The sequence below is a fragment of the Vibrio lentus genome (assembly GCF_002875945.1).
GTDB lineage: Bacteria > Pseudomonadota > Gammaproteobacteria > Enterobacterales > Vibrionaceae > Vibrio > Vibrio apostichopi.
Genome location: NZ_MCZK01000161.1, coordinates 1 through 21,456 on the forward strand (window position 1 = coordinate 1; position 21,456 = coordinate 21,456).

The window sequence follows — 21,456 nt, forward strand, 5'->3', positions numbered from 1 at the left end:
GAATTACGCAACAAAGCCAGTTGAAGGCCAACTTCAAAGTAGCCTTCAGCAGACTGAGGTAGGCCTTTTTTTATCTTAGACTCAGCATCTATAACCTCGATGCTCCAAATTTTTTCGAGGTCAGCGACACCTGGTGACTCCTCATTATATTGAGATAGTTGTTGAGAAAACTGGATTAAATCTTGTCTTTTCCCTGATAAATAAAGAGACGTCGAAGGGCAGGTTTCTGGTTCGCCTACACGAGTCCAACGATCTGGTTTTATATCTGAACTTGTGCTGCCAATAGATTGCACTCCCATTTCTCTCAGAATTTTTTTGGGAAAATGTCCTTTAGCGATAAATGAAGGGTGCAAGGTCATCCGAGTTACTGATAGATCATTTGGACACAGCTCTGGTGGCAGCTTATTCAATTCATCACAAACATTCATTAATTGAGGTTCTAATCTAGCTCTAGACTCAGCAACTGAATAAAGTGGTTCTCTATCGAATTTCATTTTTGGCGCTGGTGTTAAACTTGCTAACACTTCGGCTCGACCAATTAGGTAGTTTTTATTTTTAGCCATATAACTGCGTCCTATAATTAATCTTTAAGTCTTTTTCTTATCGTATCTCTACTCACCTTGGTCAACTTAGAAGCTTTTTGTTGTGACATTGAAAAGTGTGAAACCAGTCTCACTGCAGTATCAATCCTATCCTTCTGTGACATTGATTCAATATCTGGAAGTAACTGTTGTGTCAGTGATTCTTCAAAAGATTGAGGTTCTAAAATTCTTTGTTTTCTTAGTTTACTGATTGTTCGTTTGATATCACTGAACGAGGATTGACTGAATTTATTAATCATAAAACAGATCCACGGTTCGAAGTGTTTATAGTCATGGCTCAAGAAGTTTTGAATTGCTACTTCTATAAGTTCATTGCTTGGTAGTTCAAACGTGACTTCTAAGTCAAATCGACGCCAGAGTGCAGGGTCAACCAATTCTGGGTGGTTAGTTGCCGCGATTAGTAAACCGTTACCTGGCCAGTCTTCAAGTTCTTGAAGCATTACAGTCACGAGCCTTTTAAGCTCCCCTACATCAGCTTCGTCACTTCTTTTCTTGGCAATTGCATCTATTTCATCAAGTAATAATACACAGGGATGAGATTTTGCAAAATCGATGACACTGCGTAGGTTATTGCCTGTTTTTCCTAATAGGCTGCTCATAACAGCAGTTAGATCAAGAATGTAAAAAGGTACATCCAATTGATCTGCCAACCATTTCGCGGTCATTGTTTTGCCAACACCAGGGGGGCCTTGAAAGATGACTGAGCTTGAAGGAGATAATCCGTTACTTGCTAAAAGCGTAGCGTTTTTTCTTTCAAGGATTACTTGCTCAAGTGATTTTTTGATATCTTCTGATAAAACTGGGGTGTCAGCTTTATTATCAATAAATTTCTTAATTAGCGGAATATCATCTGATGTTGTCGGTGTGTTGTTTGGAAAAACTGTGGAACCTTTGCGCATTATTGGGCTTTGTCTTTTGGGCTCAGTCTTTAGGAGCCCTTCAAGTTTTGCGGCGGTTTCGATATCTGATTTTCTCATTTTTCGGATTAGCTTCCCTAGGTAAAGCCTTACGTCACTATCACTACCTGTGAGTGCTAATCTTGCGAAATTAACAAAGTCTTCTGTTTTCATACAAATCTACTAACTACTAAAATTGTGGTATGACTAATTGTCACCATTGTAGGTCTAAATTAGTCACAATGGCAATATAAATGTTGTTTTTGTTGGGTTGTTAGGGTGGCTAAGTGGTGCATTTTTGGTTGGGGTTTAGAGTGGAGGTGGTACTTAAACTACCTTACTACTAGGTGGCTTTTAGTAATGAAATATATTTTTCTTAACTTAGTTTAGCTGTATATACATACAGTTACAATGGACCATTGTTAAACCATTCACTTCTAGAGGTACCTTTTAGTCAACTCTAGAACTTGCATTACCACAATTTTCTTAAGCTGTTTGGTATGGGTAAGAAAGGTATCAGTTCATAAGATATGAATTTGCAGATCATGTGTTCGTAATCGAAAATGAAAAGCGCTTAATAACTTACCATACGTATGATTTGTGACTATCACTTGCACTCAAGTGGGTGTATAAATGCATATAAAATTATGGGGTTATAGGAGCTGCGATGTCTGTTCGTAATATGAAATCAGTCTTTATGCCTGAAGATGATAAATATTTAGATGCAAATGAGTATTTAGACCATTGTGACGACGATGATTTTTTTAAATTCCGTCGACGAATAGAAGAGTCTCGGAAGAGTAACCCTATAGCTTTATGTGATGTCTGCTACCAGCCAGTAGTGTTGAGGGGAACGACTGATCGGACAAAGTATTTTGCTCACCCCAAAAACTCTGAAGATTGCCCAATAAAAGTTACATCTCAATTTACTGTTGATGAACTATTGGCAATGCAATTTAATGGAAAAAAAGAGAGTCGAGCTCATCGAGAACATAAAAACCTTATCGCGGGAATAATACGAAAAGACACTCTTTTTGAAGATGAGGTTGCCATTGAACCCACATATAGAGAAAAGCATAGTTTTGGAGTAGCTAAGCGGTGGCGTCGTCCTGATATTAGCGCAGTGTATAAAGCTGGTAATGAAAATGTCGTCTTCGAGCTTCAAATCTCGACCACGTTTTTAGATGTGATTATTAAGCGTGAAGACTTCTATAGAGAAAATGACACTTATATAGTGTGGGTTTTTCTTGATTTTGACCCTGACAAATTCACCTCTTTAGATATTAGCTATGCGAATCGAGCTAATGCATTTGAATTTGACGACGTAGCTAAAGAGAAGTCTCTTCAAGAGGGGAGGCTTTTTTTAACCTGTCATTATCGAGTACCACACCAGAATGATGATTTGACAATAGGGTATAAGTGGGACTCCGTCTTAGCTGATTTCTCAGAGCTTAATTTTGACCATTTAAGTAAAAAAATATATGCAGTGGATACCGAAGCTATACTCGCCAATGTGAAACAAAATATAGCTGACGAAAAAAAGAATCGGGCCGAGCTGGCAAGATTGAAAAAAATACAAGATGAAGAAGTTCAAGAGAAGATCCGCCTCATCATTGAAGATGAAAGAGAAAGGCAAAGAAAAGAACAAGAGCTAAGGCTTTCGCGTCTTCGCGAAACAAACAGAATATCTAATACTTCAGCTTTTGATAAACAATCAACTCGGAATAGTGGTCGAAATTCGTATGCTAATAGAAGGAGTTCCTCTATGAGTAGTAGTTTCGCCTCAACGTCAGGCGTAAGTAAGTCATTTGGAGATACGCGTCTATGTTCTAACTGCGGAGTTAGAGAGACCCCAAGAAAAATTGGAAGTGCGCTTTTCTGCAAAAATTGTACATATGCGTTTGACCAATGATCATAAAATAAACTGTCTTTTAGAGATGACAGTTTTCCTCTACCTCTTATCCAGTACATTATTGTCATTTCATGTTAATTCGTTACAATACCTTTGGAATAAATGAGGGTTCATCTGTATTTGTACCTGAATTTGTACCAATTCTTACATATATCCCCATCAAGTTATCTAACTTGTTGAATTAAATATATTAAATAATTTTCATGTGTTGCTTGGTGTGCAACACCACTGTAAAGGACAAATAATGCCAATTATTACTCTTCCTGACGGTAGTCAGCGTCAATTTGACAACCCTGTATCAACTCTAGATGTTGCCCTATCAATCGGTCCTGGTCTTGCGAAAGCAACCATTGCTGGTCGTGTAGACGGCGAGCGTGTTGATGCTTGTGATCTTATCGAAAACGATGCAAGCCTAGAAATCATCACAGCTAAAGATGAAGTTGATGGCCTTGAGATCGTTCGTCACTCTTGTGCTCACCTTTTAGGTCACGCGATTAAGCAGCTTTTTCCAGAAGCGAAAATGGCGATCGGTCCTACCATCGATAACGGTTTCTACTACGATATCGACCTTGAGCACTCTCTAACGCAAGAAGATCTAGAAAAGATTGAAAAGCGTATGAAAGAGCTAGCGAAGACCAAGTATCAGGTTGTTAAGAAGAAAGTTAGCTGGCAGGAAGCGCGTGACGCATTCGAAGCTCGCGGCGAGACTTACAAAATCGAAATCTTGGATGAGAACGTTTCTAAAGACGATCGTCCAGGCCTGTACCATCATGAAGAATACATCGATATGTGTCGTGGTCCACACGTTCCACATATGGGCTTCTGCCAACACTTCACGCTACTTAACGTAGCGGGTGCTTACTGGCGTGGTAACAGTGACAACAAGATGCTTCAACGTATCTACGGCACTGCATTCCACGACAAGAAAGCGCTTAAGGCTCACCTAGTGCGTCTAGAAGAAGCGGCTAAGCGTGATCACCGTAAAATCGGTAAGCACTTAGATCTATTCCACATGCAGCAAGAAGCACCAGGCATGGTGTTCTGGCATCACAACGGTTGGACTATCTTCCGTGAGCTAGAAGTATTTATTCGTCAGAAGCTGACTGAGTACGATTACCAAGAAGTAAAAGGCCCATTAATGATGGACCGTGTTCTTTGGGAACGCTCTGGTCACTGGGATAAGTACGCTGAAGCGATGTTCACTACTTCTTCAGAGAACCGTGAATACGCGATCAAGCCTATGAACTGTCCTGGTCACGTTCAAATCTTTAACCAAGGTTTGAAATCTTACCGCGATCTACCGCTACGTATGGCTGAGTTCGGCTCATGTCACCGTAACGAGCCGTCTGGCGCACTTCACGGCATTATGCGTGTTCGTGGCTTCACTCAAGATGATGCTCACGTATTCTGTACTGAAGACCAAGTTCAGCAAGAAGTTAAAGCTTGTATTGAAATGGTTTACGATACTTACACAACTTTCGGTTTCGAAAACATTGTTGTTAAGCTATCTACTCGTCCAGAACAGCGTGTAGGTTCAGACGAAATGTGGGACCGTGCAGAGGCCGATCTTAAGCAAGCGCTTGAGGCGATGGAGATTGCATACGAGATTCAAGAAGGCGAGGGTGCGTTCTATGGACCTAAGATTGAATTTACTTTGCATGATTGTTTGGACCGCGCATGGCAATGTGGTACAGTGCAGCTCGATTTTGCATTACCAGAACGTTTAGGTGCAACTTACGTAGGTGAAGATAACGAGCGTCACACGCCAGTTATGATTCACCGCGCGATTTTAGGTTCACTAGAACGCTTCATCGGTATTCTTATTGAAGAATACGCTGGCTTCTTCCCAACGTGGTTGGCGCCAGAACAAGCAATTGTTATGGGCATTACAGACAAACAGTCTGAATATGTACAAGAAATTGCGAAAAAACTGCAAAAAAGTGGATTTAGAGTCAAAGCAGACTTGAGAAATGAGAAGATTGGCTTTAAAATCCGCGAACATACTTTGAAACGTGTACCGTTCATGCTTGTGTGTGGTGACCAAGAAATGGAAGCCGGCGAAATTGCAGTACGTACACGTAAAGGTAAGGACCTTGGCAAATTTAAAGTGGATGACTTTATTTCATACATCCAAGCCGAGGTTTCAAGCCGTAAGCTCAATCTGGAGGAATAGCTATTAAAGGCGGAAGACGTGGCCAACAACCGGCCAAACAAAACCAGCACCGTTTAAACGGTGACATTCGTGGCGTTCGTGAAGTGCGTCTAACTGGCGCAGACGGCGAAGCTGTTGGTGTAGTAACAATCGCTGAAGCGATGGAAGCTGCAAATGAAGCTGGTATGGATCTTGTAGAGATCAGCCCTAACGCCGAGCCGCCAGTTTGTCGTGTGATGGACTACGGTAAGTTCCTCTTCGAGAAGAGCAAAGCTGCGAAAGAGCAGAAGAAAAAGCAAAAGCAGGTTCAGATCAAGGAAATTAAATTCCGACCTGGAACTGATATTGGAGACTATCAGGTAAAACTACGCAACCTGACTGGTTTCCTAGAAGACGGCAACAAAGTGAAGGTAACAATTCGCTTCCGTGGCCGCGAAATGGCTCACCAAGAAATCGGTGTTGACGTTCTTAATCGTTTGAAAGTAGATACTGAAGAATTTGCAGTTGTCGAATCTTTCCCAACGAGAATTGAAGGTCGCCAGATGATCATGGTGTTGGCCCCTAAAAAGAAGTAATTAACGGCTTTACAAGTAATTAAACCTTGCAGCCCTAGGCTGTAGGGTTTTATTCGCCCTAATTACTATGTTATTAACAACTCAACAATGCGGAGTTATTCATCATGCCTAAGATGAAAACCAACAAAGGTGCTGCTAAGCGTTTCCAGAAAACTGCTGGTGGTATTAAGTTTAAGCACGCTGGTAAACGTCACATCCTGACTAAGCGTACTACTAAGAACAAGCGTCAGCTTCGTCCGAACTCGATCCTTCCTAAATGTGAAGTTGCTCAAGTTCTACGTATGATGCCATACGCTTAATTCTTTTTAGTTTATAAATTCGTTTAGTTTAGGAGAAGCATAATGCCTCGCGTAAAACGTGGTGTACAAGCTCGTGCACGTCATAAGAAAGTTCTAAAACAAGCTAAAGGTTACTACGGAGCACGTTCACGTGTTTACCGCGTAGCTTTCCAAGCAGTTACCAAAGCTGGTCAATACGCTTACCGTGACCGTCGCAACAAGAAACGTCAATTCCGTCAACTTTGGATTGCACGTATCAACGCGGCATCTCGTCAAAATGGTCTATCTTACAGCCGTTTCATCAACGGTCTTAAGAAAGCATCTATCGAGATCGATCGTAAGATTCTTGCCGACATCGCAGTATTCGACAAAGCAGCATTTGCTGTTCTAGTTGAAAAAGCGAAAGCATCTCTATAATTTAGAGTTAGCTTAAAGGTTTAAGAAAAGGAGAACTTCGGTTCTCCTTTTTTATTGCCTGCTATTTGGCTCTGCCATATTCTCTCGCTTCTCGCTTCTCGCTTCTAATTTTTATTCGCTTGAACAAGCATTCTGGTATATAAACATTTACCTAACCTTTAAATGTTAAGCGACCGAAATAAATGACCGCAGCACCTACTACTATGACGTTCTTTGAACGTTTTGAAACCGATATCCTTTCAGGCAAAAAGACCATTACGATTCGTGATGAATCTGAGCGCGATTACCAGCCGGGCAGTGTTGTTGAAGTATCAACGCTAGAGCAGGGACGTGTATTCTGTAACCTTAAGATTATTAGCGTAGAGCCAATCTTGTTTGATGACTTAGGTGAGTTCCATGCGGAGCAAGAGAACATGACGCTAGAAGTCCTGAAGGGTGTGATTCAAGATATCTACCCAGGGATCTCTGAGCTTTATGTTGTCTCTTATGAGTTGGTAGCTTAAGCCTTATTGGATTGGATTGGATTGGATTGGATTGGATTGACTAGCTAGGGATGGCGATTAATGAGTAATAACCAGCAGACACTGCTTCAGCTTTACTGTCGTGAACAACAAGACCAAACGTTACTGTCTAAGTATGACCTTGATAGTGATCTGAGTGAGAGTGCCGATTATTTAAAGTGGTGCGAGAGCAAAAGAAACTTTGTTGAAGAAGATGTCTTAGGGCGGACTTGGGTAAAAAGTTGCCCAGCAGGGTACATCACTGAAGTTCACTTTCATTCGGATGGTAGCTTAACTGAATATCGTTTGTTTGACCGGTTTGAAACACAAGGTCATTGGTTATTGAAAAGCGGGTTGTTGCACGTTGAAATCAATAAAGGTGCCAATCGTTACCAGTTTGATGTTGTCGCGTGTAAAGACCTCAATATTCATTCGGCAGTGGAGTATAAGAATCAAGAACTCCACTCTTACCTCAAGCTTGTTCAGGTGGAAGCTCGTTAAGTCTGTTTCGATGAATTCAGCCCTAGAAGCAAAAAAGCTAACGTCAAACGTTAGCTTTTTTCATTTCTATCGAACCTTGATTGACCACTTAAGCTTGGTAGCTCTTATGCTTGATAACTCTTATGCGTGATAGCTTTCGAGTTTCTTATACAGCTCTGAATTGATATCGCTTGCCGCGCAAACCGTCAATAGGTCTTCAATAAAGTGCTTCAGTGCACGCGCTTCAATTCGACGAATGCCTTGTTGCTGCTCTTCGGTTAGGTAACCGTAGATAGTTGCTGCTCCGAAGTCACCAAAGATCATCTGACCTTGCTCATTGACTAGGGTGTTGTGCGCATACAAGTCACCGTGACACACCTTATTGGCATGAAGGTGTTCAAACACATCAATCATCTGCTCGGTAATGCTATTGATCTGATCAATTGAAAGCTCAAAGCCTTCGTTGAATGTATCGCGAGTGCAGCTCTCAAGAGTAGGGGGCAAACCTAGGTTGTAATAGTTGCTCGGGATAAGCTCCATCACCAACGCTAGGTAGTCTGACTCATCGACTTGAGCGATAGATTTCACTAGGTTGCTATGTTGGCCTGCTTGAAGACACGCTTCAAGTTCATCATGTGGGTAGCCGTCACTGGTAACTTCGCCTTTGAATACTTTAACGGCCACTTCTTGTGGGAAGTCAAAGTCACCGTTCAACCAGTTGGCATGAGAAATCACACCAGACGCGCCTTGGCCAAGCACTTGATTGAGTGAGTAGCATTGTGAGCTAACGGCAGGCACGCTATCTAAGCTGCTTGGATGTTTGCAAAACGGATTACCCGCAAAGGCTAACCAAGCCAGTTTGGGTAGCTTGATAAGGAACGCTGGGAATTCAGTCAGTTGGTTTGCAGACAGGCGAACTAGCTCAAGGCTTGATAGGTTTTCCATGCTTTCTGGTAAAACGCGAATCTTGTTACCTGCCAATGCGAGCTTTTGTAGGCGTGGTCTTTCACCTAAAGAGTGAGGGAGAACCTCGATTGCATTGTCTGTCAGGATCAACCAACGTAATTGAGTTGGCAAAGATTTCTCGCTAACGGTTTTGATTTGGTTGGCTTTGAAGCCAACCATTTCAAGCTTAGGAAGAGTACCGAGAACATCAGGAAGGTGCGTAAACAGGTTATTCGACGCGAAGATAATACGCAGGTTGGTCAGCTGTGATAACTCTTCTGGTAAATCTGACAGTTGATTACCTGAAAGGTCTAGAATCTCAAGAGAATCAGCGAGTTCTAAGATCTCTAAAGGAAATTCAGTGAGACCTTCTGACAGTTGTAAGCGCGTAATACCGTTTAGTTGCCCTGATTTAAGTTGTTCTAGAGTATGCAAACCTTAGCCTTATGAATAGATGTTCGAGGCGCGTAGTTTACTTGTCTCAATCAAGAAAGGCGAGCACCGGAATGATGCTCGCTTAACTAAACTAAGTGAACGATTTTACAAAGGTTAAAGTCGTATATGGTTTTGGCTGACGCCGACCTCCTCAACAAAGTCGCGGTCATGACTAACTAAGATAAATGCACCTTGGTATTCACGTAAAGCGGACGCCAATATTTGCTTTGAGTCGATGTCTAGGTGGTTGTCTGGCTCATCGAGTAATAGAAGCGGGGAGTCTTGCTTGTGGCTAACGATCAACATCGCCAATTTCATTTTTTCACCACCACTTAAATGTGCCACTTTTCGGTATACGGAGTCTCGCCTGAACCCAATTCCAGCGAGCAAGGTTCGTGCGTCACTTTCTGTTAACCCAAAGCAGTGTGTCATCAGGCTATCGAACATGGTGTCGTTGGTGCCTAACAGGCCAAAGTGTTGATCCAAATATACCGTCGCCCCTAAGCGCTTGATGGAACCGGTATAGTTCGAGTGTTGGCCATGAATGGCTTTTAATAGTGTCGATTTTCCGCACCCATTCGCCCCGGTTAAATAGCATCGTTCCCCTTGTGATAGAGAGAAGCTAATAGGAGCACCGGAACCAAAACTTAGGCGACACTCTTCAACGGTTAATAGTGAGTGTTTTTTAGAACTATTCGCTGGTTGTAGGTACAACGCTTGCGGCTTAAGTTGCTCTTGTTGTTCTTTAAGAGATTGAAGTTTATGTTGGTTTTGATCCTTTAAGTTCTTGTGGCTTGTTGCCGATGCTCCTTGGGTTCGTCCTGCTTTATCTTTCATTGCATCCAATAATATCTTGGGTTGGCTACCTGATTTTCGGAGTCGGTTACCTTGAGATTCACGTTGTTGTGCTTTTTCTTTGTTAGTCTGAGCTTGGCGCTCGAGTCGTTTCTTTTCCGATTGATGGTGCGTTATTTGCTTGTCCAGTGCTTCACTTTGACTCGACATTTGCGTGAAGTAATCATCGTAATTCCCTTTGTAGAAGCGCATGCCCAAACTGTTGAGGTGATAGATCCCTTCCATGTGTCTTAATAAGCTTCGATCGTGACTGACGACAAGCACTTTGCCTTCAAACAACTGGCACTGTTCTAGTAACCAATTACGTCCGTCGCTATCCAAATGGTTTGAAGGTTCGTCGAGAATCAGTATGTCGTGGTTTGATGTAAATAAGCGATGAAGCTGTAAGAGGGCGAGTTGCCCTCCGCTCAATGTATGGCAAGGCGTGGTCAACCCACTGGTTATTTTCAATGTGGCTAAAAGTTGCTTCGTGTTCGCTTGTAAATCCCAATCCTCACCAACGATATTGAAGTGCTGAAGTTCGCAGCTGCCTTGTTCTATGGCGTGTAATGCGTCTAACTTTTCTGTGATCCCCAAGAAGTCAGCAATGCTGGTTGTGCTATCTAATAGTTTTGAAGGTAACTGGGAGTAAAAGCCGATCGAACCTTGGCGCGAAACACTTCCTGATGTGGGTTGTGTTTTCCCGACCAGTAACGCAAGCAGTAGTGACTTTCCAGCCCCATTTCTTCCGACTAGGCCTGTCAGGCGACTGCTCAAACTAAAGGTGATGTCTTTGAATAACCACTCACCAGTATCGAGCTGGAATGAGAGATTGTTGGCTAATATAGTAGGCATAAAAATACCTCCCTTTACGTGTAAACGAGTAAAAGGGGTGAGGCGCTTTTCTACATAGATTCCTACGTAGGATTCTATGTCTAGAACGCCAAAGACGTTACTTAAGTAGGATGACAGCAAAAGGTAGAGATTATCTTGCTGAAATGCTTTCTTTATTCAAGGTGTTGATCTTAAAGAGGTTGGTCTTAAATCGACTGCTCTTCAATAGCTTGATTTTTCAAGAAATAGATGACGAAGTAACGCCCACTAACCCCGAGTGTCCAAATGATTTTTATAAAAATAAATCGGATGTCAGGATGTTAGTACTTCATTATGGCGTTATTCTCTTTTGAAATGATGGTGGGATGTTACTGAAAGAACGCGCTGAAAGTCAATACGATGAAGTGACTAAAATGTATCCAAATAGTTAAAGCGCCAGTGAGGCGCTCTAGAACGTTCTTTGGAAAACCAGATTTTTCGAGGAACTAGGGAATTACACTTTCTGGCCGCCGACGGCACGCCAGCACATGTCAAAGCTATCGCTGATGTACTTGGCTGACTGCTCTGGTGGTAACTCATTCTGCTCAATCAACCAGTTTGCACAAATCAAAAAATGGCTATGGATGAAGTGCCTAACAAGGTTGATGTCTAACACCATCAGCTCACTGGCTTCTTGTCCTTTCAAAACGATTTCATCTAACGATGCGAACATCTGTGAGACGATGACTTCTCGAGTTTGAGTCGTCGGGTCGAAATGAACATTGGTGAAGAACTTCATCGCAACTGGATTTTCTAACGCCCACTCAAGCCCAGTGAACCACATGAACTTAAAGGCTTGGTAACGATCTTGTTCTGCGATATCGGTGTGTGGTTGAAGCGTAGAGAATAGTGCCAGTTTTAGCTCGCGAAACAGCTCATCAATTAATAACGATTTATTCTCGAAGTGATGAAACAGTGTCGCTTTTGCGACGCCTGCTGTTTTCGCTATTTGTCCGGTAGATGTGCCCTCTAGCCCTTGTTGAGAGAAGAGCAGGAGCGCAGCATCTAGGATTTTTTGCCTTTTCGTAATCATCTATTTAGTACTTTGAACAGAATCTTTTTAATTGGGTTGTTGTAAGGAGGGTGCATTAACTTGGTGAAGTTAATTTTACCTCTGCTTAGAACGGTTTTGGCATGGCTAAAGGTCTTAAAGCCTTCAATGCCGTGGTAGTGTCCCATGCCTGAAGGGCCAATGCCACCGAACGGCGCATCTTCTGCTGCAACATGCACTAGCGAGTCGTTAATACAAACACCGCCAGAATGCGTATTCGATAAGAACTGATCTTGGGTCTGTTTATCGTGACTCATCATGTACAGAGCAAGTGGACGTTCTCTTGCTGTGATGTAGCTGATCGCTTCTTCAATAGAATCATAAGGCACAATCGGCAGAACGGGGCCGAACAACTCTTCTTGCATTGCGACCATGTCGTCGTTCACTTCGGTTAGAAGGTGTGGCGTCATTCTGTGGTTCACATCGTCTTGTGCTTGCTCGGTGACGGTGTGAATAACCGCGCCTTTAGATTGAGCATCTGTAATTACACCCTTCAAACGATTGTATTGGCGCATATCGATTACTGAGGTTAAGTCTTTGCTTTCAATGCCAGCTTTGTATAGTTTTTTGAAGTACTGCTTATAAGCTGTGATGAACGCGTCGGCTTTTTCTCGAGGCAATAAGATGTAATCGGGTGCCACGCAAATTTGGCCAGCGTTTAAGCTTTTTGCAAATAGGATGCGTTCAACGGCGTCAGCGACATCAAAGTCAGGAGCAATAATCGTTGGAGACTTGCCGCCCAATTCCAAAGTGACAGGCGTTAAGTTATCGGCTGCCGCTCTCATTACGTGCTTACCCACAGAGGTCGACCCTGTGAATAGAATATGATCAAATGGGAGCTGGCTAAACTTCGCGGAAACGTCAGCTTCACCTTCTATAATCGCAACCTGATCTTCGTTAAAACCTTCAGCCAACATGGCTTTTAAAACTCTGTTTGTCGCTGGAGTGAACTCAGACATCTTGAGCATTGCAGTATTACCTGCCGCCAACGCAGTAATGAGCGGACCTAAAGAGAGCATCACCGGGAAGTTCCAAGGAACAATGATACCGACAACACCCACTGGCTGATAATGAACGGTGATTTTAGCTGGCGTTAGCATTAAGCCAGCTTTTCTGCGAGATGGCTTCAACCACTTCTTAAGGTTCTTCAGGCTGTAATTGATCTGGTGAAGAGAAGGGGTGATATCAGCAATCAAGCTGTCGTGTTTTGCTCGATGGCCATAATCTTCAGACACCGCATCAATCAATTGCCCTTGGTAGCGCATTAGCAACGCTTTTAATTCCGAGAGGTCTTTTCTTCTCTGTTCAAGCGTTGGAATAACATTACTGCGGTAGTGATCTTTTTGTCGGTTGAATATTTGATCCATGTCGTTGATGTTCGACGTGGTTGGTTCAAGGTCTAGATTATGGCTCATAGTATCCCCTAAATTCGAAAGCTGACCGATTGGTTGGTCAGTTAAAATTACAAGAAGATCGAACCGAATACAAGATATGTCCGATAAAAGTTTATTTTTTGTTCAGTTGCACGTTGTTTGTTCGAAGGGAAATTGAAGAAAGGTGACTTAGACGTTGGGTGATAATGGCTACCGTAAGAAGATAAGAAGATAAGAAGATAAGAAGATAAGAAGATAAGAAGAGAACGAGTGCCTTTGACGGAATCAAAGGCACCAAAATAAACGTTTAATGATTACGCAGGGGCTTTTTCACAACGGAGAAAGATAAAGTTAACGTTCTTTGACAGTCTCTCGTATGTCGCTTCAGAAATTTCTTTGGCTTTTTCATCGATAGTGCCCTCCGTGATTTTTGAAATCAGCAAGCCTGATTGAGTAACCGCTTGGCAAAGCTCGGTTAAAGAGCGGCGGTAGAAGCTCACTTGAACGGGTGTACCTACCGTGTTCCACTCTTCTTGAATGAATTCACGTTCGTAGTAATTGCCAGAAATCGTGCATTCGAAGTCAGCAAAAGGGTGGTGCGTTGAAAAGACGATGTAACCACCTGGCTTGAGGACTCGCTGAATATCATCAAAGACGGGTTTTAGATCTTCAATGTAATGCAAGACTAGCGGACACACGATGACATCGGCACTGTTGTCTTTTTCATTCGGCAGACCAAGGGCAGCATCTTGAGCATAAGCGGAAACATTTTTGATTTGTTTTCCGTTCACCAAGTCGACCATATCCTGAGAGAGATCGGTACACGTTACTTTATTTGCGCCTTGGTCAATAAACCATTGCGCGTAAATGCCAGAGCCACAACCTAGGTCGACAATATCCATACCTTTTACATCATCGAGCAAGGCAATTGTTGATGGACGCTCAAGTAAGGCATTGTAAATATTATCGCGGGCAGCCGAGTCGTATTGCTTAGCGTAGGTGGTGTACATTTCAGACATAATTTAGCACTCATCAATAGGCATGGAATAACAGGATACAAGCTATGTCGGTGATAGCGAGAGTTGTGGTAGAGAAGTGGTTATATTTGGCACAACCCTGACTTAACTTGACCAGATTAGCCAAGAATTTTATGTGTCTTTGGTATTTTATGCACCTGATTTTTTGTTAGAAAGTGCTTTAAATCTCATGCGCTTCAGCCTGTTTTTTTGCCTAAAACCTTGTAATTCCTTACCTGTCACTTTAAGTCGGATCGTCGATAAAAAAACGTAATCGTAACCACAAATATCAATGGTTGGACTCACTCTTAATAATATCGGTTAATGCAGCCAACAAATCGTTTTTGAACGTTTTTTGTTGGGTTATACCTCGCTATTCCAATGAGGTATCTTCTGTCGATGGCCCTATAGTGTGAGGTCTCTAGAATTGGAAAATTCGGTTAATTTGGAACGCATCCGTGCTGAGTATAATGTAAAGCACTGGAGCCAAGGTTTTTATGGAATTGATGATAACGGCGAGGTGTATGTTTCACCGAGCGAAACCGATCATCAAGTTCCGCTTAGTCAGATCGTAAAACAGTTAGAGCAGCGAAATATTGGTTTGCCTGCTCTTGTGCGTTTTCCTCAAATAGTGCATCAACGTGTACACAATATCTGTAACGCATTTAACCAAGCGATCGACGAATATCAGTACGACAACCGTTACCTGCTTGTTTACCCGATTAAAGTTAACCAACAGAAAGAAGTGGTTGATGAGATCTTAGCGAGCCAAGCTCAATTAGAGCAGAAGCAATTGGGCCTAGAAGCGGGCAGCAAGCCTGAACTATTAGCGGTATTGGCGCTGGCTCAAAAAGCGAGCTCGGTGATCGTGTGTAACGGTTACAAAGACAGAGAATACATCCGTCTTGCGCTGATTGGCGAAAAGCTGGGTCATAAAGTCTTTATCGTTCTAGAGAAGCTGTCAGAGCTTGACCTTGTTCTTTCTGAAGCAAAAGCGCTTGGCGTGAAACCTCGTTTAGGTCTGCGTATTCGTCTTGCTTCTCAAGGTGCAGGTAAATGGCAAGCAAGTGGTGGTGAGAAGTCGAAGTTCGGCTTGTCTGCATCACAAGTGCTGACTGTTATTGAACGTTTAAAAGCAGAAGATCAACTCGACGTTCTAGAGTTAGTGCATTTCCATCTTGGTTCACAAATGGCCAATATTCGTGATGTACGAAATGGTGTGAGCGAAGCGGCTCGTTTCTACTGTGAACTGCGCGATATCGGTGCTCAATTGAAGTACCTAGATGTGGGTGGCGGTTTAGCGGTTGATTACGACGGCACACGTAGCCAGTCTTCAAACTCAATGAACTACGGCTTGCTTGAGTACGCCCGCAATATTGTGATGACAGTAGGGGATATCTGTAAGCTCTACAATCAGCCTCAGCCGGTGATAATTTCTGAATCTGGCCGTTCGTTGACTGCGCATCACGCTGTGCTTGTTACTAACGTGATTGGTACAGAAAGCTATTCTCCGGAAGATATGGCGGCGCCTGAAGCTGACGCACCAATGTTACTAAACAACATGTGGAAGAACTTCTTAGAGCTAGATGCGGGTAATGATGACCGAGCGTTGATTGAGATCTACAACGATACCCAGAGTGATATCGCAGAAGCGCACAACCAATTTGCAACAGGCATGCTGAATCTTCAGCATCGTGCTTGGGCTGAGCAGATGTCTTTGCGTATTAACTACGAACTTAGCTCTCGTATGAGTACTAAGAACCGCTACCACCGTCCTATTTTGGACGAGTTGAGCGAGCGTCTAGCAGATAAGTTCTTCGTGAACTTCTCGTTATTCCAATCGTTGCCAGATGCTTGGGGTATCGATCAGGTTTTCCCTGTGTTGCCACTGAGCGGTTTGGATAATGCGGACGAACGACGCGCTGTAGTACTGGATATCACATGTGATTCTGACGGTACGATTGACCAGTATGTTGATGGCCAAGGTATTGAAACAACGCTGCCAGTTCCTGCGTGGAACCCAGATGAACCTTACTTGATGGGCTTTTTCTTAGTTGGCGCATACCAAGAAATCTTGGGCGATATGCACAATCTATTTGGTGATACCCACAGCGTAGTGGTGAATGTTGATGAAAGTGGTCAAGCGAATATCGATTACATCAACGAAGGCGACACGGTTGAAGACATGATGCGTTACGTTCATATCGATATGGACCTAATTCGTCAGAACTACAAAGAATTGGTAACAGCAAAAGTACCTGCGCAAGAGCAACAAAGTGTACTTGAAGAGTTAGAGCAAGGCCTGATGGGTTACACCTATCTTGAGGATTTTTAATGAACGATCTATTTACGAAACCAGATTACTCGCTGTACTCCAATGCGATGACGTTTATGCGTCGCCCATTGGTACAGAACCCCATCGATAACGAAGCAGATGTGGTTGTGTTAGGTGCGCCGTTAGATATGGCGACGTCGGGTCGTCCGGGCGCGCGTATGGGGCCGGATGCGATTCGTCGTGCGTCAGTAAACTTGGCGTGGGAAGGCAAAAAGTTTCCTTGGGACTTCAATGTATTTGAACATACCTCGGTGATTGATGCGGGCGATCTTGTGTTTGATTGCGGTGATGCTGAAGATTTAACTCAGCGTTTAGAAGCTGCCGCTGATGCGATTCTAAACAGTGGTAAAACACTGTTAGGTTTAGGTGGTGATCACTTCATTACATTGCCCTTGCTAAGAGCATACGGCAAGAAGTATGGTGAAATGGCTCTGATTCACTTCGATGCACATACTGACACGTACAGTCAGGGCAGTCGCTATGATCACGGGACCATGTTCTACCATGCACCAAATGAAGGTCTTATCTCGCCAGAACACTCGGTGCAGATTGGCATTCGTACCGAGTATAAGCAAGAAGCTCACGGCTTCAATGTCATTAACGCGATGGAAGCGAATGACATGAGTGTGGACGAGATCATTGCTCAAGTGAAAGGTATTGTTGGTGATAAGCCTGTGTATCTGACATTTGATATCGATTGTCTCGATCCTGCTTTTGCGCCGGGTACTGGTACGCCAGTGTGTGGTGGTTTGAACTCAGATAAAGTTCTGAAAATCATCCGTGGCTTGCAGGGAATCAACATGGTTGGTATGGACGTTGTAGAAGTTTCTCCAGCGTACGACCAAAGTGAGATTACCGCATTGGCTGGTGCGACGATTGCGCTTGAATTGCTTTATGTTTGGACGGCGAATCGCCTCGCTAAATCATAATCTTTTACAGCTAACAGCATAACGCTACATACTGATTTTAAAGCCCACTAAGGTTCAACTTAGTGGGCTTTTTTGTTTTTGGTGGTGGATAAATAGAGTAACTCATCGTTGGAAACGAGCAGTTTCTCCCTGTTATGAACTAATGCGCTATCAGGTGTACCTTATGCAAGTCGTTTAATTGACTCTGGATAGAAACACATCATCTTTACTCTGGTTGCTGTCTCAAATGTGGGACTTACCTCTGCTTTGAAGATAACGCATAACTCACCTCTATTAATGCCCCATATTCGCTAATGATTTATCAACCTTATTACTGTATATATTTATAAAACGAAGAGGTGCAATTACATTGTGTGTTTATTTGCATATAAATCAGCATCCTACTAACTTTTAACTCAGGTTTTCAAAACTCAGCCAGAATACCAAGATTTGTGAAAAGACGTCTCGTCGCACAGACATGGCATTTTTTATGGGGAAGACTAGGCTTAAGGGTAAGTAAACTATAAAAAAAACAGGTGAAATACTTCTCTCTTTTCAAGCCGATTGGGCATAACAATGGATTGCCATTGATGAGAGCTAGTATACGTTCAATTAAAACCTGAAATTGCTATTACAAATAATTTTCACGGCTCTAGAGAATAGTGCTTTGTGACAACGGGGGATATATGGATATCGAAGTTTCGCGCCAGGTTGCGGTAGTTGAAGCAACTAGTGGAGATGTCGTCGTAGTTAAGCCAGACGGCAGCGCAAGAAAAGTTTCAGTTGGCGATACCATCCGTGAAAATGAGATCGTGATTACGGCCAACAAGTCAGAGCTTGTCTTAGGCGTTCAGAATGATTCGATTCCGGTTGCAGAGAATTGCGTCGGTTGTGTTGATGAAAACGCTGCATGGGTAGACGCTCCAATCGCTGGTGAGGTTAATTTTGACTTACAACAAGCAGACGCAGAAACCTTCACCGAAGACGACCTTGCTGCAATTCAAGAAGCCATTTTAGGTGGTGCCGATCCGACTCAAATCTTAGAAGCAACGGCTGCTGGTGGTGGACTAGGTTCCGCAAATGCTGGCTTTGTGACGATTGATTATAACTACACAGAAACTCATCCATCGACATTCTTTGAGACCGCTGGTCTAGCAGAACAAACCGTTGATGAAGACAGAGAAGAATTCAGGTCGATCACCCGTTCATCAGGTGGCCAATCAATCAGTGAAACACTGACTGAAGGCTCAATATCTGGCAATACTTATCCCCAATCTATAACATCCACAGAAACGATTATTGCTGGTAGTTTAGCTCTCGCTCCTGACTCTTTCGTACCAGAAACGCTATCCCTCGCTTCACTGCTTAGTGAATTAAACAGCGACATTACTTCAAGTAGCCAGCCCGTCACCTTCACGTATGACGCGGCGACCAATTCTATCATTGGTGTTCAAGGTACCGACGAAGTATTACGTATCGACATTGATGCCGTCAGTGTTGGTAATAACATTGAGCTTTCTCTAACCACAACGATTTCTCAACCAATTGACCATGTACCGTCTGTTGGTGGTGGTCAGGTTTCCTACACTGGCGATCAAATCGATATTACCTTTGATATTCAAGGCGTAGATACCGCTGGAAATCCGCTAGCAACATTCGTTAACGCACAAGTTTCAGTGTTTGACGGGGTAGATCCGTCTGCTGAAAGTGTCAATATCACTAACGTTGAAACTAGCAGCGCGGCAATTGAAGGAACATTCTCGAATATTGGTAGTGATAATCTTCAATCAGCCGTATTTGATGCAAGTGCACTGGACCAGTTTGATGGGTTGCTCAGTGATAATCAGAACACACTAGCAAGACTTTCTGATGATGGAACGACGATCACTGTGGCTATTCAAGGCCGAGGTGAGGTTGTTCTCACTATCTCTCTCGATACCGACGGCACGTACAATTTCCAACAGTTCAAGCCAATAGAAGAGGTGAGCTCCGACACGCTGTCATTCTTTCTACCGATCACGATTACCGATTTTGACCAAGATGTTGTAACCAATATCATCAACATTGCCATTACTGATGGCGATAGCCCTGTTATTACTAATGTTGACAGTATTGATGTTGATGAAGCGGGCATTGTTGGCGGCTCACAAGAGGGCACGGCGCCAGTGTCTGGCACTGGCAGTATCACCGCGGACATTTTTGAAAGTGACATCATTGACCATTATGAACTCGAACCGGCAGAATTTAATACTGGTGGCAGCTTAGTTTCAAATGGCGAGGCTGTGCTACTTGAGTTGATTGATGAAACCAACGGTGTAAGAACGTACGAAGGTTATGTTGAGGTCAATAGTTCAAGAATTACGGTCTTTGACGTTAAAATTGATAGCCCTTCATTAGGGAGCTACGAATTTAATCTGTATGAAGACCTTTCACATCAAGGCGCTGAAGATGCGCTGCTAACCTTTGCATTGCCAATTTATGCTGTTGATGCAGATGGCGACCGTTCTGCACTGTCTGGAGGTTCGAACACACCAGAAGCTGCTGAGATCCTCGTCAATGTTAAAGACGATGTCGTTGAGTTAGTTGATAAGGTTGAATCAGTCACCGAGCCGACCTTAGCGGGCGATACTATTGTTTCGTATAACCTGTTCAATTTTGAAGGCGCAGATGGTTCTACAATTCAATCGTTTAACTACGACGGTGTTGATTACTCACTCGATCAAAGCCTGCTCCCCGATGCTACCCAGACTTTCAGTTTTACTGAAGGTGTCGTCACTATCTCATTAAACGGTGACTTCAGTTTGAAGTCGCTCGTGATATCGACCACTCAAGCAGCGAAACTATCGTCAAACAGTTTTCATTTTTAGCTGAAGATGGTGATGGCGATACTGATACTTCGACGCTTGAGTTAAGTATTACGGATGGCCAAGATCCGATCATTGATTTGATCCCTCCGGTTACTCTATCTGAAACAAATCTTGCTGACGGTTCTGCGCCAAGTGGAAGTGCAGTTAGCGCAACTGAAACGATTACCTTTAATGCAGGCAGCGATGATGTGGCGAGTTTCCGTATTGAACCAACCGAGTTCAATGTGGGTGGAGCTCTGACGTCTAATGGCTTTGCGGTCGAGATAAAAGAAGATCCTGCTAATCCGGGGACTTACATCGGTTTTATTACTGATGGCTCTAACGCTGAAGTTCCAGTGTTCACGATTGCCTTCTCTACAAGTACGTTGGGCGAATACACCTTTACTCTACTTGAAGCGTTAGACCATGTAGATGGCCTAGATAAGAACGATTTGAGTTTTGATCTGCCTGTTTACGCTGTCGACAGTGATGGCGATGATTCATTGGTGTCTCAGCTTAATGTGACCATCGGTGATGATGTTCAAATCATGCAAGACGGTACGTTAGATATTGTTGAACCGAACCTTGCAGACGGCACAATCACGACCAATACCATTGATGTGATGCCAAATCAGAGTGCCGATGGCGCGACGATCACCCAGTTTACTTATGATGGTCAGCTACGAACACTTGACCAAAATGACAATGGCGAACAGCAGTTCAGCTTCACGGAAGGCGAACTGTATATCACCCTTGAAGGTGAAGTACGCTTTGAACCTAATCGCGATCTAGACCACTCAGTTAGCGAAGACATCGTGAAGTCGATTGTGGTGACTTCAAGTGATTTTGATAATGATTCTCTGACATCAACCGTAACGCTGACGATTACCGATGGTGATAACCCGACGATTGACGTCATTCCAAGCATTACCCTTTCTGAAACTAATCTGAGTGATGGCTCTGCGCCAAGTGGCAGCGCGGTAAGTTCGACTCAAACCATTACTTTCACGGCTCTTCTCCGCTTAGAT

The 21,456-nt window shown here is 43.3% G+C and carries 15 protein-coding genes and 2 pseudogenes; 10 read left to right on the top strand and 7 right to left on the bottom strand.

Annotation, left to right across the window (positions count from 1 at the left end):
* Positions 1 to 563 (bottom strand): annotated as a pseudogene (locus tag BCT49_RS20930) (peptidase S8 and S53, subtilisin, kexin, sedolisin); the annotation flags it as partial.
* Positions 564 to 580: 17 nt separating this feature from the next.
* Complete coding sequence (locus tag BCT49_RS20935) at positions 581 to 1,672, bottom strand: AAA family ATPase (protein ID WP_102437916.1); 1,092 nt, start codon at positions 1,670 to 1,672, stop codon at positions 581 to 583.
* A 493-nt stretch (positions 1,673 to 2,165) separates the two neighbouring features.
* Here BCT49_RS20935 and BCT49_RS20940 point away from each other — a divergent pair, with 493 nt between their 5' ends.
* The 7 genes from BCT49_RS20940 to BCT49_RS20970 all read left to right on the top strand — a co-directional run bounded on the left by BCT49_RS20940 (position 2,166) and on the right by BCT49_RS20970 (position 7,833).
* Positions 2,166 to 3,410 (top strand): DUF6035 family protein, encoded by a 1,245-nt coding sequence (locus tag BCT49_RS20940; RefSeq protein WP_102437918.1) that lies wholly within the window; start codon positions 2,166 to 2,168, stop codon positions 3,408 to 3,410.
* A gap of 244 nt (positions 3,411 to 3,654) precedes the next feature.
* Positions 3,655 to 5,583 (top strand): threonine--tRNA ligase, encoded by a 1,929-nt coding sequence (gene thrS, locus BCT49_RS20945; RefSeq protein ID WP_029223062.1) that lies wholly within the window; start codon positions 3,655 to 3,657, stop codon positions 5,581 to 5,583.
* Positions 5,584 to 5,585: 2 nt separating this feature from the next.
* Positions 5,586 to 6,137 (top strand): translation initiation factor IF-3, encoded by a 552-nt coding sequence (gene infC, locus BCT49_RS20950; protein WP_077680304.1) that lies wholly within the window; start codon positions 5,586 to 5,588, stop codon positions 6,135 to 6,137.
* A gap of 104 nt (positions 6,138 to 6,241) precedes the next feature.
* Positions 6,242 to 6,436, top strand: coding sequence for a 50S ribosomal protein L35 (gene rpmI, locus BCT49_RS20955; protein ID WP_004738430.1), 195 nt, complete (start codon positions 6,242 to 6,244; stop codon positions 6,434 to 6,436).
* Between the two features lie 42 nt (positions 6,437 to 6,478).
* On the top strand, positions 6,479 to 6,832 hold the full coding sequence (gene rplT / locus BCT49_RS20960) for a 50S ribosomal protein L20 (protein WP_004733517.1): 354 nt from the start codon (positions 6,479 to 6,481) through the stop codon (positions 6,830 to 6,832).
* Positions 6,833 to 7,035: 203 nt separating this feature from the next.
* Positions 7,036 to 7,335: a N(4)-acetylcytidine aminohydrolase gene (yqfB, locus tag BCT49_RS20965; RefSeq protein WP_102437936.1), complete on the top strand. Its 300-nt coding sequence runs from the start codon at positions 7,036 to 7,038 to the stop codon at positions 7,333 to 7,335.
* Between the two features lie 60 nt (positions 7,336 to 7,395).
* Positions 7,396 to 7,833: a hypothetical protein gene (locus BCT49_RS20970; protein ID WP_102437920.1), complete on the top strand. Its 438-nt coding sequence runs from the start codon at positions 7,396 to 7,398 to the stop codon at positions 7,831 to 7,833.
* A 120-nt stretch (positions 7,834 to 7,953) separates the two neighbouring features.
* Here BCT49_RS20970 and BCT49_RS20975 read toward each other — a convergent pair whose 3' ends face one another.
* The 5 genes from BCT49_RS20975 to BCT49_RS21000 all read right to left on the bottom strand — a co-directional run bounded on the left by BCT49_RS20975 (position 7,954) and on the right by BCT49_RS21000 (position 14,342).
* Positions 7,954 to 9,192, bottom strand: coding sequence for a leucine-rich repeat-containing protein kinase family protein (locus BCT49_RS20975; RefSeq protein WP_102437922.1), 1,239 nt, complete (start codon positions 9,190 to 9,192; stop codon positions 7,954 to 7,956).
* Positions 9,193 to 9,306: 114 nt separating this feature from the next.
* On the bottom strand, positions 9,307 to 10,881 hold the full coding sequence (locus BCT49_RS20980; protein WP_102437924.1) for an ABC-F family ATP-binding cassette domain-containing protein: 1,575 nt from the start codon (positions 10,879 to 10,881) through the stop codon (positions 9,307 to 9,309).
* Positions 10,882 to 11,353: 472 nt separating this feature from the next.
* Complete coding sequence (locus BCT49_RS20990) at positions 11,354 to 11,932, bottom strand: TetR/AcrR family transcriptional regulator (RefSeq protein ID WP_102437928.1); 579 nt, start codon at positions 11,930 to 11,932, stop codon at positions 11,354 to 11,356.
* On the bottom strand, positions 11,929 to 13,365 hold the full coding sequence (locus tag BCT49_RS20995) for a coniferyl aldehyde dehydrogenase (RefSeq protein WP_102437930.1): 1,437 nt from the start codon (positions 13,363 to 13,365) through the stop codon (positions 11,929 to 11,931). Before BCT49_RS20995 ends, BCT49_RS20990 begins: the two co-directional genes overlap by 4 nt.
* A 272-nt stretch (positions 13,366 to 13,637) precedes the next feature.
* The gene (locus tag BCT49_RS21000) at positions 13,638 to 14,342 is read right to left on the bottom strand and encodes a class I SAM-dependent methyltransferase (protein WP_102437932.1); all 705 of its coding nucleotides are present in this window, start codon (positions 14,340 to 14,342) and stop codon (positions 13,638 to 13,640) included.
* A 424-nt stretch (positions 14,343 to 14,766) separates the two neighbouring features.
* On the opposite strand from BCT49_RS21000, the gene speA reads away from it, so the two are divergent.
* The 3 genes and pseudogenes from speA to BCT49_RS21015 all read left to right on the top strand — a co-directional run.
* Entirely contained in the window at positions 14,767 to 16,674 is a 1,908-nt protein-coding gene (gene speA, locus BCT49_RS21005) for an arginine decarboxylase (protein ID WP_102437938.1), read from the top strand.
* A complete protein-coding gene (speB, locus tag BCT49_RS21010; protein WP_102437934.1) occupies positions 16,674 to 17,603 on the top strand; it encodes an agmatinase in 930 nt (309 codons plus the stop codon). The genes speA and speB overlap by 1 nt, the downstream gene beginning before the upstream one ends.
* 665 nt (positions 17,604 to 18,268) lie before the next feature.
* Positions 18,269 to 21,456 (top strand): annotated as a pseudogene (locus BCT49_RS21015) (retention module-containing protein); the annotation flags it as partial.

Bases quoted from the DNA above. Each gene is read 5' to 3' on its own strand.
- BCT49_RS20990 (WP_102437928.1), bottom strand. From the start codon at position 11,932: ATGATTACGAAAAGGCAAAAAATCCTAGATGCTGCGCTCCTGCTCTTC.
- BCT49_RS20935 (WP_102437916.1), bottom strand. From the start codon at position 1,672: ATGAAAACAGAAGACTTTGTTAATTTCGCAAGATTAGCACTCACAGGT.
- BCT49_RS21000 (WP_102437932.1), bottom strand. From the start codon at position 14,342: ATGTCTGAAATGTACACCACCTACGCTAAGCAATACGACTCGGCTGCC.
- thrS (WP_029223062.1), top strand. From the start codon at position 3,655: ATGCCAATTATTACTCTTCCTGACGGTAGTCAGCGTCAATTTGACAAC.
- BCT49_RS20970 (WP_102437920.1), top strand. From the start codon at position 7,396: ATGAGTAATAACCAGCAGACACTGCTTCAGCTTTACTGTCGTGAACAA.
- yqfB (WP_102437936.1), top strand. From the start codon at position 7,036: ATGACGTTCTTTGAACGTTTTGAAACCGATATCCTTTCAGGCAAAAAG.
- rplT (WP_004733517.1), top strand. From the start codon at position 6,479: ATGCCTCGCGTAAAACGTGGTGTACAAGCTCGTGCACGTCATAAGAAA.
- BCT49_RS20995 (WP_102437930.1), bottom strand. From the start codon at position 13,365: ATGAGCCATAATCTAGACCTTGAACCAACCACGTCGAACATCAACGAC.
- speB (WP_102437934.1), top strand. From the start codon at position 16,674: ATGAACGATCTATTTACGAAACCAGATTACTCGCTGTACTCCAATGCG.
- BCT49_RS20980 (WP_102437924.1), bottom strand. From the start codon at position 10,881: ATGCCTACTATATTAGCCAACAATCTCTCATTCCAGCTCGATACTGGT.
- BCT49_RS20940 (WP_102437918.1), top strand. From the start codon at position 2,166: ATGTCTGTTCGTAATATGAAATCAGTCTTTATGCCTGAAGATGATAAA.
- rpmI (WP_004738430.1), top strand. From the start codon at position 6,242: ATGCCTAAGATGAAAACCAACAAAGGTGCTGCTAAGCGTTTCCAGAAA.